General features: G+C 44.8%; 15 protein-coding genes and 1 riboswitch. Of the genes, 4 read left to right on the forward strand and 11 right to left on the reverse strand.

Features of this window, described 5'->3' with window-relative positions; all coding sequences use genetic code 11:
• Positions 1–95: 95 nt before the first annotated feature.
• The 10 genes from BLR11_RS02915 to BLR11_RS02950 all read right to left on the reverse strand — a co-directional run bounded on the left by BLR11_RS02915 (position 96) and on the right by BLR11_RS02950 (position 9,113).
• On the reverse strand, positions 96–947 hold the full coding sequence (locus tag BLR11_RS02915; RefSeq protein WP_245675061.1) for a polysaccharide deacetylase family protein: 852 nt from the start codon (positions 945–947) through the stop codon (positions 96–98).
• Between the two features lie 128 nt (positions 948–1,075).
• Positions 1,076–1,471: a hypothetical protein gene (locus tag BLR11_RS02920; protein ID WP_091648118.1), complete on the reverse strand. Its 396-nt coding sequence runs from the start codon at positions 1,469–1,471 to the stop codon at positions 1,076–1,078.
• 98 nt (positions 1,472–1,569) lie between these two features.
• Positions 1,570–1,764: a hypothetical protein gene (locus BLR11_RS13920; RefSeq protein WP_143006391.1), complete on the reverse strand. Its 195-nt coding sequence runs from the start codon at positions 1,762–1,764 to the stop codon at positions 1,570–1,572.
• Between the two features lie 13 nt (positions 1,765–1,777).
• The gene (locus tag BLR11_RS02925; RefSeq protein WP_176762846.1) at positions 1,778–2,179 is read right to left on the reverse strand and encodes a hypothetical protein; all 402 of its coding nucleotides are present in this window, start codon (positions 2,177–2,179) and stop codon (positions 1,778–1,780) included.
• On the reverse strand, positions 2,160–2,741 hold the full coding sequence (locus tag BLR11_RS02930) for a hypothetical protein (protein WP_091648038.1): 582 nt from the start codon (positions 2,739–2,741) through the stop codon (positions 2,160–2,162). Before BLR11_RS02930 ends, BLR11_RS02925 begins: the two co-directional genes overlap by 20 nt.
• Positions 2,742–2,873 (reverse strand): hypothetical protein, encoded by a 132-nt coding sequence (locus tag BLR11_RS14565; RefSeq protein ID WP_281240837.1) that lies wholly within the window; start codon positions 2,871–2,873, stop codon positions 2,742–2,744. It abuts the gene before it with no gap.
• A 246-nt stretch (positions 2,874–3,119) separates the two neighbouring features.
• The gene (gene tnpA / locus BLR11_RS02935) at positions 3,120–3,578 is read right to left on the reverse strand and encodes an IS200/IS605 family transposase (RefSeq protein WP_091648040.1); all 459 of its coding nucleotides are present in this window, start codon (positions 3,576–3,578) and stop codon (positions 3,120–3,122) included.
• 194 nt (positions 3,579–3,772) lie between these two features.
• Positions 3,773–5,170, reverse strand: a complete 1,398-nt coding sequence (locus tag BLR11_RS02940) for an S-layer homology domain-containing protein (protein ID WP_091648042.1) — start codon at positions 5,168–5,170, stop codon at positions 3,773–3,775.
• Positions 5,171–5,627: 457 nt separating this feature from the next.
• A complete protein-coding gene (locus tag BLR11_RS02945; protein ID WP_091648043.1) occupies positions 5,628–7,088 on the reverse strand; it encodes a [FeFe] hydrogenase, group A in 1,461 nt (486 codons plus the stop codon).
• 156 nt (positions 7,089–7,244) lie between these two features.
• Positions 7,245–9,113 (reverse strand): ABC-F family ATP-binding cassette domain-containing protein, encoded by a 1,869-nt coding sequence (locus tag BLR11_RS02950; protein WP_091648045.1) that lies wholly within the window; start codon positions 9,111–9,113, stop codon positions 7,245–7,247.
• Positions 9,114–9,410: 297 nt separating this feature from the next.
• On the opposite strand from BLR11_RS02950, the gene putP reads away from it, so the two are divergent.
• Positions 9,411–10,913 (forward strand): sodium/proline symporter PutP, encoded by a 1,503-nt coding sequence (putP, locus tag BLR11_RS02955; protein ID WP_091648047.1) that lies wholly within the window; start codon positions 9,411–9,413, stop codon positions 10,911–10,913.
• Between the two features lie 82 nt (positions 10,914–10,995).
• On the opposite strand, the gene hpf is transcribed toward putP, so the two are convergent.
• Entirely contained in the window at positions 10,996–11,520 is a 525-nt protein-coding gene (gene hpf / locus BLR11_RS02960) for a ribosome hibernation-promoting factor, HPF/YfiA family (RefSeq protein ID WP_091648048.1), read from the reverse strand.
• 187 nt (positions 11,521–11,707) lie between these two features.
• A riboswitch (SAM riboswitch) is annotated at positions 11,708–11,806 on the forward strand.
• Positions 11,807–11,881: 75 nt separating this feature from the next.
• Here hpf and BLR11_RS02965 point away from each other — a divergent pair.
• Genes BLR11_RS02965 through BLR11_RS02975 form a run of 3 tightly spaced genes read left to right on the forward strand, consistent with a single transcriptional unit; the run spans position 11,882 to position 14,423 of the window.
• Positions 11,882–12,925: a methionine ABC transporter ATP-binding protein gene (locus BLR11_RS02965; RefSeq protein ID WP_091648050.1), complete on the forward strand. Its 1,044-nt coding sequence runs from the start codon at positions 11,882–11,884 to the stop codon at positions 12,923–12,925.
• Positions 12,906–13,559: a methionine ABC transporter permease gene (locus tag BLR11_RS02970; protein WP_091648051.1), complete on the forward strand. Its 654-nt coding sequence runs from the start codon at positions 12,906–12,908 to the stop codon at positions 13,557–13,559. The genes BLR11_RS02965 and BLR11_RS02970 overlap by 20 nt, the downstream gene beginning before the upstream one ends.
• Positions 13,560–13,598: 39 nt before the next feature.
• Positions 13,599–14,423: a MetQ/NlpA family ABC transporter substrate-binding protein gene (locus tag BLR11_RS02975; RefSeq protein ID WP_091648052.1), complete on the forward strand. Its 825-nt coding sequence runs from the start codon at positions 13,599–13,601 to the stop codon at positions 14,421–14,423.
• The last annotated feature ends 26 nt before the right edge of the window (positions 14,424–14,449 follow it).

Below are 14,449 nucleotides of genomic sequence, written 5' to 3' on the forward strand. Positions count from 1 at the left end.
CCTTCTTGCAATATATCGCACCACAAAAAAACGCCTGCCTGACGATGTCCGTTCCCCGAGAGGAACGTATCGCCGGCGGCGTTATTTTATATTTTTTATGGCTGCGGTACATATTTAGCTGCTGGTTTACACCATTCCGTATGAGCTAAATACGCATGGGTATTCCAAAGCAAGGCAGAAAAAGCAGAAAAGATAAGTCGAAATTCAAAGTGTTCAAAACTCATGGGACCCTCAAAGAACGGAACGCGATCCAATTCATACGGATCGTCCCAAGGGAAATCCCGGCCTGTATTTACCGTAAAAGCAAGACTATATCCGGCCGCTTTCGTCTGCGTTTTGACCAAGTCGTTATATTTTCCTTCGGGATACGCAATACAAGTAACCCGTTTTCCCAATTTTTGTTCCATCAACTGCTTAGACTGGGTAAGTTCGTATTTCATACGATTTTCATCAAAACTTGGCAGCGGTTTATGGCTGATCGTATGAGAACCAAATTCCATACCATTCTTAGACATAGACTGTACCTGATTCCATGTCAAATATCCCGGCTTTTCCATCAAATCCATGATGAGAAAAATCGTTCCTGTCATATGATATTTCTTCATGATAGGATAGGCGCACTCGTAATTATCTACATATCCGTCATCGAACGTGATGAGCACCGGTTTATCCGGCAATGCCCCGTCTCCCCGCATATACTGAATAAATTGTTTCTGCGTAATAGCATGATAGCCGCGGTCATGAAGATACTTCATTTGCTCTTCAAAATCAGCCGTAGTCATCGTAAGAGCTGTTTTATATTTGTCATTGACTTGATGATAGTTCAAAACCGGAACACCGGTCAGATGATAATTAGCCGCTCCAAGGTACCAGTATGAAAAGATACCGACAATCAAGACGACTAGTGCCAACATCACACCGACGAGCCAGTAAATGATTTTTTTCACTATTTCCTCCCGGAAAACGCTAAAAATTCAATAGTACAGGTATTAGAGTACCACATTTTCCCTGTCATGACAAGTGATTTTATAATGATATTGAGAAAACGACACGATCGTATCCTGTACAGTCCGGATTACTTTACTTTCTGTATTGTCTTGGGAAATTTATTTTCCTGCAGCCACGCTGTATTTTTTTGCGTTATGGCCTTTTGCACTTCACATAGACAAATATACTCCATCTGAGCTAGCTCTTTTGCTGTCCCCAGATACATGGTTTCCTCATAGAGATAATCCCGCAGTTCTTGTTCATCTACATCGTCTTGCATGGCAAAGCGCATATCCTCGGAGGCCTGCAGTTTTGTCAAAACCTTAAGCCAATCAGCATACTCCTCCTCCGTCAGGCAAAAATATCCAAACTCATCGGACGTGAGCACCTCCTGTGCGCAAACGACCTGCTTGGCATAGTCCAAGCCCGTACTTCTATCGATAACACGGAGCTGCCGTTCTTCCCCATCTACATATACTTTCACAGCGTTTCCTCCTGTTTCCAAGAAAAATAGGCCTCCCCTGCGAGAAGTCTAAAAAATTTATATTTCTCCTATAGCACACCCACTAATCTGTTTCTGTATCAGAAACAGAACTTCACTTCTGCCCTAGTTTCTTCATTAGGGTCCACATTACCGCTTTTAGCTCGTGAAGCAATCGACTGCATAGCAGAGAATTGCACATTTTTAGCAATAACATAATCCACACCGATTCCCCAAGAACATACATTGTCGAGAAAATCGTTATTACGCCAGGAGTTTGTCGATCCATACAGCACATTTTTGTCTGCATTAACGTATTTCTATCCAGGCATCCCAAGTACCCATCTTACCCATATCTGTTGTGCCATAGGTAAGCAGTGCACCCCATAATCCTGCATTTTCGTCTGTCATGGCGGCTTGTTCTTTGTATACCTTCTGATAGTCACCGAGAAGAGTTGCGGCCGGTGAAAATGTATATTTCATATACCCGCCCCAAATATGGCTTAGGTTCTGTGCAACCGCTTCCTGCCCACTGAAACCATTATAATATATACACCGGGCGCCGGCTTTGCCGAACGTACCGTCTACAGATGCAAATCCCGTGGCAACTCCGGTCAAATCATGCGAATGTATCGCTGTATTGACAAAGGGTGTCGCATAGGCGGGATTGAAGACTGCCCCTTCTTTAAATTCACCATAGCCGCCCATCAACGTACCCGCCCCCTTCTGCACGGTCAAGCTGGACGCCGTCCATTTCATCGAAGTGCTGCAGCGATAAGCTGTTGCCCATAGCATATTCCCAGCGTCCGATAAGTAAATTTGTCGTCTTGCCGAACGTATGCATCACATAGACCAGATTCGGGTAGATCGTGGATTGGGATGCCGCACTTTTATCCCCAACGGTAAAATTCTGAGAATCCGCCATGAACCGTACCGTGGCTGACGTGTGGTCATCTATAGCCGCATCGAAGCGGATCCGCGGACGAAAATCCCAGGAATTATTGCCTTCGTTGTGATCTTTTTGATAGCGGTAGCGCAGCCGTACATCTCCGCTCACATGAATGGTCCCCATCTTATTCTCCAGATCACGTATTCGTACGCCCAGCCGATTCAATTCATCCGTATATTCTTCTGCCAGCCGCTGGATCATCATGGTCCGCTGTTCTACACTGTCTCTGTCCATATGAGCCAGGGCCCGAGCCGTCAATTCTGCCGCTTCATATCGGGTAATTTGCCGCTGTCCTTGAAAAAAACGACCATCTCCCCCCTTCAATTATACCTGCTTCCGATAATTTTTTGATCGACTGATAGGCCCAGCAGTCCTCCGGCACTTAGACGCTGCCAGAACACTTGTCGTTCCCAAAACAACCAGCATTGCCGTTGCTGCAAAAATCTTCTTATTCATCCCCCCTGCATCCCCTCTTTCTCTTCATCTGATACAACAAACTGTATATAGTATACACGGATACGACAGGCTTGAAAAGAAAGAAAAATGTATATTTCGTTGCCAATTCGGAATACGATACGCATATTCGTACGAAAACGCGCAATAATGATCCACCAGCTTAGCTGGTGGTTTTTCTTATGCGGCCTATAAGGCCTAGTCTACCAGCGGCGCTTTACAGCGCATGTTCGGTCCGTTACTTGCATATTATTTCCGGTTACCCGTAAACGGGTCTTCTAAATCTAATGTAAGCTGTTCGGACATTTCATCTTCTTTAAGTTGTTCGCGAATATAGGCAGTTATCTTCTTCTCGTTTTTCCCTACGGTATCTACGTAGTATCCACGACACCAAAATTGTCGATTCCGGTACTTATATTTCATATTTCCCCATTTTTCATAAATCATCAGACTACTTTTTCCTTTGAGAAATCCCATGAAACGCGATATACTCATCTTGGGGGGAATTTCCAACAGCAGATGTACATGATCCGGGCATGCTTCTGCTTCTAGTAAAGTCACACCTTTCCACTGGCATAATTCTCGTAGTATTTGCCCTATTTCATATCGCTTTTGCCCATAAAATACTTGCCGCCGATACTTCGGCGCAAATACTACATGATATTTACAATTCCATTTACTGTGTGATAGACTGTGTGTGTCATTCATTGAATGACCTCCTTTGATGTGGATAGGTTTGCAGTTGACGGACCGCATTCTTATCTTACATTAAAGGTGTTTTGTTTTAAACCTTTATAGACTCATCGCTTAAGCTTTTTGGAACCCCTGGTCTAACCAGGGGTTTTCTAACTACAAAAAAAGACCACTCCGAAGAGTGGTCTTTAAAAATCTTATTCGATTGATTAGAATACGAATACGAATTGTGCACGAGTTTCTTCGTTAGGATCCTTGGTGCCGTAAGAGGAATCTTTGAGGCTCGAAGCAAAGGACTGCATAACGGAGAACATGACGTTCTTGCCGATCGTGTAATCCACGCCAACACCCCAGGATTTAACGTTATCAATGAGGTTAGCTTGTCTCCAACTGTTCGTGGAGCCATACAGTGCATTCGGATCTGCATTGATGTATTCCAACCATGCATCCCAGCTGCCCGCCTTATTGAAGGCTGCCGTACCGTAGGAAAGCTTAGCTCCCCACAAGTTAGCATCATCATCATATTGTTTAGTCTGGTCTTTCTTAACCTTCTGATAATCGCCAATCAAATTCCATTTGTCGCCCAATTGGAATTTTGCATAGCCGCCAATAATCTTGGAAAGATTTTGCGTTTTAGCAGTAGAATCATTGAAGGCATTGTAGTATACACCGAAGCCTACTTTATTAAACGCCCCTTCGATTTCACCATAACCAGTTTGTACACCTACTAAAGTATGACCTCCTGTTTGAGTAATATACTTATTATTTGAAACTGGGTTACCATCAGCATCCGTATACACACCAGTATAAGCAGCACCTTCTTTAAATTCACCAAAGCCGCCGGTCAAGGTGAAGTTGCCTAATTTGTACTGACCCTGCATGGCTTCGAAGGTATCACCGTACTGTAAGCCGAGACCATTGCCGAGGTTGTAAAAATCCCAGCGGCCGGCTTTTACGTTGAAGTTCTTGGTGAGATCGGACGTAACATAGGCATCATCCACATAGCTAGAAGTACTTTCACCCGAAGCAGCTGTTGAAGCGCCATCAAAGAAAGTCTTATTACCAGTACTAATACCAAGAACGGCCTTGGTCTTATCGTTGATGTAGGCATTGGCACGGAGACGCATCCGATACTGGAACTGGTCGTTTGTTCTCAAGGGAGTGACTTTCTGAGTAATTGGATCTACTCTGGCCGCATCACGTGTAAAACCATCGGACTGGTGTTTGTAACGAATACGGAAATCACCGGTCATCTTGACGTTGCCGACTTTTTGTTCGAGGTTGCTTACGCGAACGCCGAGGTTGTTGAGTTCATCAGCATATTCGTCAGCCAATTTGTTGATCATAGCGCGCTGTTCAACGGAAGCTTTGTCCATGTGAGCCATGGCTTTTGCTGTCATTTCAGCAGCTTCGTAACGAGTGATGTTGCGGCTGCCCTGGAAATACGTGCCGTCAACGCCCTGGATAATGCCAGCGTCAGCTAATTCTACAACGGATTTGTACGCCCAGCTGTCGGTCGGTACATCAACGAACGGGTTGGCAGCGAATGCGCAGGTAGCGCCTACAGCCATCGTAGCAACTAAAGAAGCCAAGATTTTCTTTTTCATAAAATAAAACCCCTTTTCTGAAAAAATTATGTTTGTAATACTTGCTTCGTTACAGTGCGAGCTTCTGCATATTTCTCAAGGGGTCATTGGCGAGTTGTCCTAGTTTCCTCTCTTTTACTGCCTTGAGTATGCTGCTGTCTGCTCTGAAAGATGATACCTACGGCCACGTAAACACATACCTTCAGTATTCAGTTTCCGTACTATCACCTTGTTGCTATTATATCTCACTGTTTCCTTTTTGTAAAGCTTAAATTGTGATTTTGTATACATTTTCCAGGTTTACTGCAGTAATTTTGAGAAAACTATTCCATGACCGATAGTTTTTCTCCAGTACCGCGGCTCGTTTTCATATATGAGAAAGACCGGAAATTGATAATCACTGTTTCATACAGGAAATACATAATAAAAACAGCGAATGCAAAAAAAGAATGCTCTCTGCCTTCGCCGTCCTCTGTAGTTACACTTTATTGACTTCATGCGGTTTAAACCGGGTGGACATGGGATTATCCTCCGGCTTGACCTGTCCCATTTTGCCGAGAAGGGAGTGCTTACTCATAAAATACGTATGCAGCAGTGATTCCGGTATCTCTCCCAGGGGCTCTCCCAAAAACTTTTTATATAATTTCTGGATCGCCGGATTTTCCCAGCTGGCCTTGATATCGGTTTCTGCATCCCGAGCATACAGGGAATCCATCCGTGCCTGCTGTGCCGCTTTGACTTGGGGCAGTTTCATTTTCGGCTGGCCGCCGCCGCCGATACAGCCGCCGGGACAGGCCATTACTTCGATAAAGGAGTAATCTTCAAAGGCATTGCGGGCAATCAAATCATCAATAAATGCCCTGGCATTGGCAAGTCCGCTGATGGCTGCCACATGGATAACAAAATGGCCGAACGTGACCGTTGCTTTTTTTACTCCATCCAGTCCCCGCACGGGTTCAAATGGCAGGAAAATAGCAGGAGCCTTGCGCCCGGTAAACATATAATAGGCCGTCCGCAGTGCTGCCTCCATCACGCCGCCCGTATTGCCGAAAATAATGCCGCCGCCGGAAGCCTGTCCGAACACATCATCAAAAGGAGAATCCGCCAGCGCATCAAAATCAATGCCTTCTTCTCCCATCCACCGGGCTAATTCTCTCGTGGTAATGCAATAATCTGTATCTCGAATACCGGGAATATCCCAGTACTGCGACGAAGCCTTCAATTCGGGCCGGCGTATTTCGGATTTTTTCGCTGTACATGGCGTAACGCAGACATTGACGATATTTTCAGCTTCTATATCTTTCATTTTTGCAAAATATGTTTTAATGATCGTACTTAAAATACTGATCGGGCTTTTTGTGGTCGATAAATGCGGAATCAAATCCGGGTAGAAAATCTCCGCAAATTCCACCCATCCCGGGCAGCAGCTGGTAAATTGCGGGATGGGTGCTTCTTCTGACTGCAGGCGGTTCAGCAGTTCCGTGGCTTCCTCCATAATGGTCAGATCCGCCCCAAAGTTTGTATCAAATACATAGTTGCCGCCGAGGGCTCGCAGCGCAGCCACCATTTTTCCCTCCACAAACGTGCCAAAAGGTTTGCCGAAGGCTTCTCCCAAGCCGACACGCACAGCCGGTGCCGTTTGGAAAATGACGACTTTTTCAGGATTTTTAATAGCTGCTTTTACTTTTTCAATTTCCGATACTTCAGTGATCGCGCCGAACGGACATACGGCGGCACATTGGCCGCAGTGCACGCACATGGGCATATCACCCGTACTGGGAAGATAATAATGATCAAGGACAGTCATCTCGTTCGCACACGTACGGCGGCACAATGTACAGTTTTTGCACTTACTTTCATCGAATTGCACAGCAATATTGTGCTCGTCGATGGGAACTCGACGAGGAATTTCTCTGAAACGACTTGTAAATGTAGGCAATGTATTCTCTCCTTAAGGGTAATAACTGTAAATTATTATTTTCACAATCTCTTGTTTATAGGATAATACAAATGCTGTAATTTTTCCAATGTTTTTGTGAAAATCCCTTAATTGATTTTACATAGGTACCATTCCGTTTACGCATAATTTACACGATTACTGGTTCTTATCCTCCAGTTCACACCAGCGCGCGGTCATATACTCTACCTTTTCCTGCATGTCCTGCTGCTCCTTCAGCACGCTTTCCAGCTGTTCGTAATTGCTGCCGGCGGCCGCAACAGCATGGTTCAAGCCTGTGAGCATTTTTTCATACCCCGGCAGTTCCCGGGTAATCGTCTCTAATTCTTCCTTTTCACGGAACGTCAAGCCTTTTTTCTCTTGATGCAGTATTTTCGAAGAACATGATTTTTCTTCGCCTGCGGCGTACGTGATAGTTGATTTTTCTGTATGGCTTACGGACTTTTCCAATAAATACTCCGAGTAGTCGCCATAGTACCGCCGCCAGGTCCCCCGTTCCAAAATAAACAATGTATCCGCTACGCGATCTAAAAAATATCGATCATGGGATACCGTCAGCACCACGCCCTGATAGGTGTCGAGATATTGTTCCAAGACGATCAGCGTGGGTATATCTAAATCATTGGTCGGTTCATCCAGCAGCAATACGTTCGGCTGTTCCATCAAAATCCGCAGCAAATACAGCCGGCGCCGTTCCCCGCCGCTGAGTTTATAGATATAGGTCCACTGCATTTCCTCGGTAAACAAAAATTGCTCTAACAGCTGCGACGCGGATACGGTCCTGCCGAATTGATTCGTTACATAGGCACCATGCTCTTGTACATATTCTATGACCCGTTGATTTTCATCAAAGGCAGGCAGCTGCTGCGTAAAAAAGCCAAACCGCACGGTTTGCCCGATAGTCAAATTCCCCTCCGTGGGAGACAGTTGTCCGGCCAGCACGTTAAGAAGAGTTGATTTGCCGGCGCCGTTTTCCCCGATGATCCCGATACGGTCATGCTTTACAACATGATAGGTCACATGTCGAAACAACGGTTCCTTTTTTTCGTACGCAAACGATACATCGTCTATGTCCAGAATAGTCTTGCCCAAGCGTGTCGAAGTATCCAGAATTTCCACGGTGCCCGTCGGTTTTCCCGATTCCATGGCACAGAGCTGTTCATATCGTTCCTTACGTGCCTTCTGTTTCGTCGAGCGGGCTTGTGCCCCGCGTTTGATCCAAGCGGTCTCCCGGCGGATCAGATTGCGGCGTTTCGCTTCACTTGCTTCCTCCTGTTCCAAGCGCTGCTGATGCAGTTCGAGATATTGTGCATAGTTTCCGTTATAGGCATAGACCTTTCCCCTATCAAGTTCCAGCATAGAATCAATAACCTGATCGAGAAAATAACGGTCATGCGTACTGAGCAGCAAAGCCGACGGACTGTCATGCAAATATTGTTCCAGCCAGACTATGGTCGTATCATCTAAATGATTTGTCGGTTCGTCCATGATCAGCAGATCACAAGGCAAAATAAGAGCGCGTGCGAGTCCTACTCGTTTGCGCTGCCCGCCGGACAACGTATCTACGACTTGATCCAGCGTGTCAATGCCTAATTGCTGCAGGATGATTTTTGCCTTTTGTTCCAATTCCCAGGCTTGCAGACGATCCATATCCTCCATCAAATCCGCAACAGCTTTATTATCGTTATGCTGTACGGCCGCTTCATAGCTGCGCAGCAGTGCCATCACCGGCAAATCCCCATCCAACACACTTTCCAAAACGGTCCGGCCCGGTACAAATTCCGGTTCCTGCGGCAGAAAGTGAATACGCGCTTTTTGATTGTACTGTATCTCCCCGCTATCTGTTTCTACTTGGCCGGCAATAATCCGCAGCAACGTAGATTTACCGGCGCCGTTTAACCCGATCAGCCCGATTTTTTGTCCGACGTCAATAGAAAAATGCACATTATCAAATAAAACCCGCATGCCATATGATTTTTTTACGTTTTCTGCCGTTACTATATTCATAGCTGCTATTACCTTCTTTATTATAATTACTATACTCTATCATACCAATAAACCGCCCGTCTCCGCAAGCGCTGCTATTTCGGCAGCCTGCATAGGAAAAAAACGGTCTATTTGTTATTTTTCCTTTATAGGATGGACGATCCGATGAATAACGCCTTGCTTGATTACGTAAAGTAAAGTAAAATGTAAACATATTTTTAATTTTATTATTTTATTCTTTTATTATATATTCTATATATAGTCATGTAAAAGATCATTACAAACGGGATAGTTTCCCGTCGAGAGGAGTTTTTTCTTATGTTTCAAACAAATACAGGCGTATTGATTGCATTTGCGGCCTACTTATTGCTGATGCTGGCAATCGGTGTTTACTATTACCGCTCGCAGCAGGAACTCAGCGATTATATTCTTGGCGGCCGCAGCCTGGGACCCTGGATTACGTCGATGAGTGCAGAGGCATCTGACATGAGCGGCTGGATGCTGATGGGGTTGCCCGGCTTTGCGTATTCCACGGGCATTTCGGCCTTCTGGACAGCCTTTGGTCTGGCATTAGGCACGTATCTAAACTGGAATTATGTCTCTATACGCCTGCGCAACTACACAGAAATTGCCAATAACAGTTTGACTATGCCCGATTATTTAAAAAACCGCTTTCACGATGAATCCAATCTTATTCGTCTTATATCCGCTGTTTTTATCCTTATTTTCTTCTTGATCTATACTTCCTCGGGATTTGTTGCCGGCGGCAAACTGTTTGAAATCGTTTTTGGCATGGATTATTTTACCGCACTGTTAGCCGGTGCCAGCGTCGTTGTTATTTACACGTTTCTCGGCGGCTTTCTGGCGGTGTGCTGGACCGATTTCATTCAAGGCTGCATGATGTTTTTGGCAATCGTTTTGGTTCCTGTAGCCGGAAGCATATATGCCGGGGGCTTCGATGTCATTCTGGAACGCGTGGCAGCGACCTCGCCGCAGCTTCTGGATTTAGTGCCTGACAAAGGACCTGCCGGTATCATTGCTATTATCTCAGCCATCGGCTGGGGACTGGGGTATTTTGGACAACCTCACATTTTAGTCCGCTTTATGGCGATCCAGGATGCCTCCGAATTACACAAGGCAAAGCATATCGCCATGACCTGGGTCATTATTTCGTTATCGGCAGCTGTATTTGTCGGGCTGGTCGGCAAAGTGGTACTAACGACTCCACTCATCGGAGCTGATTCGGAAAAGGTATTTCTTATTATGAGCGAACAGCTATTTCCGCCGTTTCTTTCGGGACTCATCTGGTCTGCCGTATTGGCAGCCATCATGAGTACGGCGTCATCCCAGCTTTTGGTTACGGCATCTGCCATTTCCAAGGATTTCTACCACACGTTTATCCGTACCCACGCCAGCGAAAAAGAATTGATTTACATTAGCCGTATCACCGTACTGGCTGTTTCCGCCGTGGCGATCTACTTAGCCTTAGACCCGGATAACTACATTCTCACCATGGTTGCCTATGCTTGGGCCGGTTTCGGTGCTGCTTTCGGCCCGACAATATTGCTTTCTCTGTTCTGGAAAAAAATGACCAAAAACGGAGCTTTGGCAGGCATTATCGTCGGCGGTGTCACCGTTTTGATTTGGAAACAATTTGCTTGGTTTGATTTATATGAAATCGTACCTGGTTTTTTATTTTCTCTTCTGGCTATTATCCTTATTAGTCTATGGGAAGGCGGGGCCGATATGTCTATACAAAAGGAATTCGACAAGGCTGTTCATTTTAAACAAAAAATCTCAAAAATAAACTCGGAAGACTAATTCCGTCGTCGACAAAAATCCCTCACCTTATATAGGGTGAGGGATTTTTCATATTTACTGATGCATCAGCAGACTGCTGCGTTTAATATTCCGGTTCAATAATTCCATATTTTCCATGTTTCCGTTTATATACCACATTAATTGTATCTGTTTCTGAATTAAGGAATACAAAGAAATCATGCCCGACAAGATTCATCTGCAAAATAGCTTCTTCCACGTCCATCGGCCGTGCAGCAAATTTTTTCACACGAGCAATTTCAAATACTTCTTCCGGTTCCGTCTTGCCGACAACCAATTCATCTTTAAAAGCTCCGCCTTTCATACGGCGAGCCAATTTTGTTTTAAATTTATGTATCTGGCGGACCATTTTATCAAATACAAGGTCGATAGCCGCATACATGTCTTCATTGGCTTCCACGCCTCTTAGTACTACACCGTCCACTTTCAGTGTGATTTCAGCAATTTGACGTTCTTTTTCAACAGAAAGAAGTGCCTGGAGAGTTACCTCATTATCAAAATATTTAGTTACTTTTTTTTCATGTTTCAATACATAGTCTTTTAATGCCGGAGTTACTTCAATATTCTTTCCTCTAACGATTGCTGCCATAACAATCCCTTCCTTTCATCAGCCCGTACCCGCAGATCCTATAAGCAGGATGCAACATTGCGGCTGCCAGCCTTTATATGTACTATATTCAACATATGCAGATAAAATTCCTGCTTATAAAAAAATACTTTTTTTGTTGACATTTATCAGGAACAATGGTATTATTTACAGCAACAATACTATATTGTATTCATCCAGAGCAGCTGAGGGAATGGCCTGATGACGCTGCGGCAACCCCCATACGGGAAGGTGCCAATTCCATCGGATTTGTTCCGGCAGATGAAACTTGTACGCAAAGTTAACCGTCATCTGTTGACGGTTTTTTTGTACTCATTTTTAAGATGTTTTAGGAGTTGATATTGTGATTGATTTGAAAGACATTACAAAGAACTACGGCGGTAAAACCAAGGTGCAAGCTTTAAACGGAATTTCCCTTACCATTCATGACGGAGAAATTTTCGGCATTATCGGCAAGAGCGGCGCCGGCAAGTCGACGCTTATCCGTTGTATTAATATGCTTGAAAAGCCGACATCGGGCTCGGTCATTATCGATGGCGACGATTTAACTAAAATGAATGAACATCAGCTTCGTCAGGAACGAAAACATATTGGCATGATTTTTCAGCACTTCAATTTGCTTTCTTCCCGCACGGTATATGATAATATTGCTTTTCCGCTGGAACTCATCGGAGCTTCCAAGGAAGAAATCCGCAGCAAAGTGGAGTCGCTGCTCGAACTAGTCGGGCTGACCGACCGGCAATACAATTATCCGGCTCAATTATCGGGCGGACAAAAGCAGCGTGTCGGTATCGCCCGCGCACTCGCCAGTGATCCTAATGTTTTGCTCTGTGACGAAGCTACGTCTGCGCTGGATCCACAGACGACGAAGTCTATTCTTGATTTGTTAAAGGATATTAACAAGAGACTGAACTTAACCATTGTCATTATTACGCACGAAATGGCGGTTATCAAAGCAATCTGCAATCGTGTGGCTGTCATTGAAGGCGGCATCATTAAAGAATCGGGCCGCGTCGTCGATGTATTTACAAACCCACAGTCAGAAACGATGAAAGAATTTGTTCATTCGGTGATCAATATGGAATTGCCTGAAGGAATTGTCAAGCTCGGCGTTTCCGACCAGCCGGCACCGGACCGCTGCATGCTCGTACGCCTTCGGTTTAAGGGCTGCATCACCAAGGATCCGATAGTATCTACCTTGATACGTAAATTTGACGCCGATATCAGCATTCTCTACGGCAATATTGATTATATTCAGGATGAACCGTTCGGGTATCTTATTATAACCCTTATGGGCGATATGGAAACACAGACAAGAGCACTTGCCTACATTAAAGAATTACCAATTGGAAGTGAGGTTTTAGGTTATGTCCCAAGAAATCATTAAGTTATTATTACAAGGTATTCAGGAAACAGCCTTTATGGTATTTATTTCTACCTTCATCGGGGCTCTTATCGGTATTCCCTTGGGAATAACCCTTGTTACAACCAGCAAACACCATATTTTAGAAAATAAATATATCAATCAGCTTCTCGGCACCGTTGTCAACATCATTCGGTCGGTGCCGTTTATCATCCTGATGGTCGCCATTATTCCTTTGACGCGTCTTATTGCCGGTACTTCTATCGGCACAACGGCGGCCTGTGTCCCCCTGACGATTGTCGCTATCCCGTTCTTGAGCCGGCTCGTAGAAACATCGATCCGTGATGTTGATTTCGGCCTCGTAGAAGCAGCACAATCCATGGGGGCTTCTCCTTTTCAGATCATCCGCAAAGTATTACTTCCGGAAGCTTTGCCGACGATCATTAATAATATAACTGTCCTCATCGTCAATCTAATAGGTGCTTCCGCCATGGCGGGTGCCATCGGCGGCGGCGGTCTGGGGGACATCGCGATCCGTTACGGATATCAGCGATTCAGGGCCGACGTTATGCTGGCAACAATTATCATACTTATCGTTGTTGTCAACGTCATTCAATTCGGCGGAGATTTCACCTCCCGCAAGAAAAACAAAAAATAAACTGCTGGGTAAAATTCCCCTACGAAAGGAAGTATTTTTATGAAATTAGTGAACAAAAAAATAGGTATTATCGCTGCGATCGCAGCACTATGCCTTTTTGCTGCCGGCTGCGGCAGTTCGAGTACCAATACAGCCAGTCAAGAAAAAAAAGATATCAAAATCGGGGTAACTGCCGGTCCGCATGCAGAAGTCATGGATGAAGTCAAAAAAGAAGCCGCTAAACAGGGGATTCATCTTGATGTCGTAGAATTCAACGATTATGTGCAGCCCAATACGGCCCTCGCCAACAAAGATCTGGATATGAATTCCATGCAGCATCAGCCATATTTAGATAATGTCGTCAAAAAACAGGGATTAAAACTAGTCTCCATCGGGAAGACCATCATTCTTCCTATGGCTATCTATTCCCATAAATACAAAAATCTAAACGATATTGCCGATGGCGCATCTGTCGCTATTCCCAATGATCCAACAAATGGAGCCCGAGCGTTGCTGCTGCTCCAGCAGGCCAAGCTGATCACACTCAAAACAGGTACCTCCGTCGATACCGCGGTAACCGATATCACAGAAAATCCTAAACATCTTAAATTCCTTGAATTAGATGCAGCACAAATTGCCCGTTCACTGGATGATGCCGATATCGCCTGCGTCAATACGAATTATGCGATTCCGGCAGGTCTGAATCCGCAGAAAGATTCTCTTCTGGTAGAAGACAAAAACTCTCCGTATGCTAACGTAATGGTAGTCCGCGCAGAAGATAAAGATAATCCTGCTTATAAAAAAGTATTGGAAATTTATCAATCAGAACCCATTAAAAAGTTTATTTTGGAACATTTCCAGGGAACCATTCTTCCCGCGTTTTAAATGACGCATATAATTTTTACGTAAGA

This window comes from Megasphaera paucivorans, from assembly GCF_900103535.1.
Taxonomy (GTDB): Bacteria; Bacillota; Negativicutes; order Veillonellales; family Megasphaeraceae; genus Megasphaera_A; species Megasphaera_A paucivorans.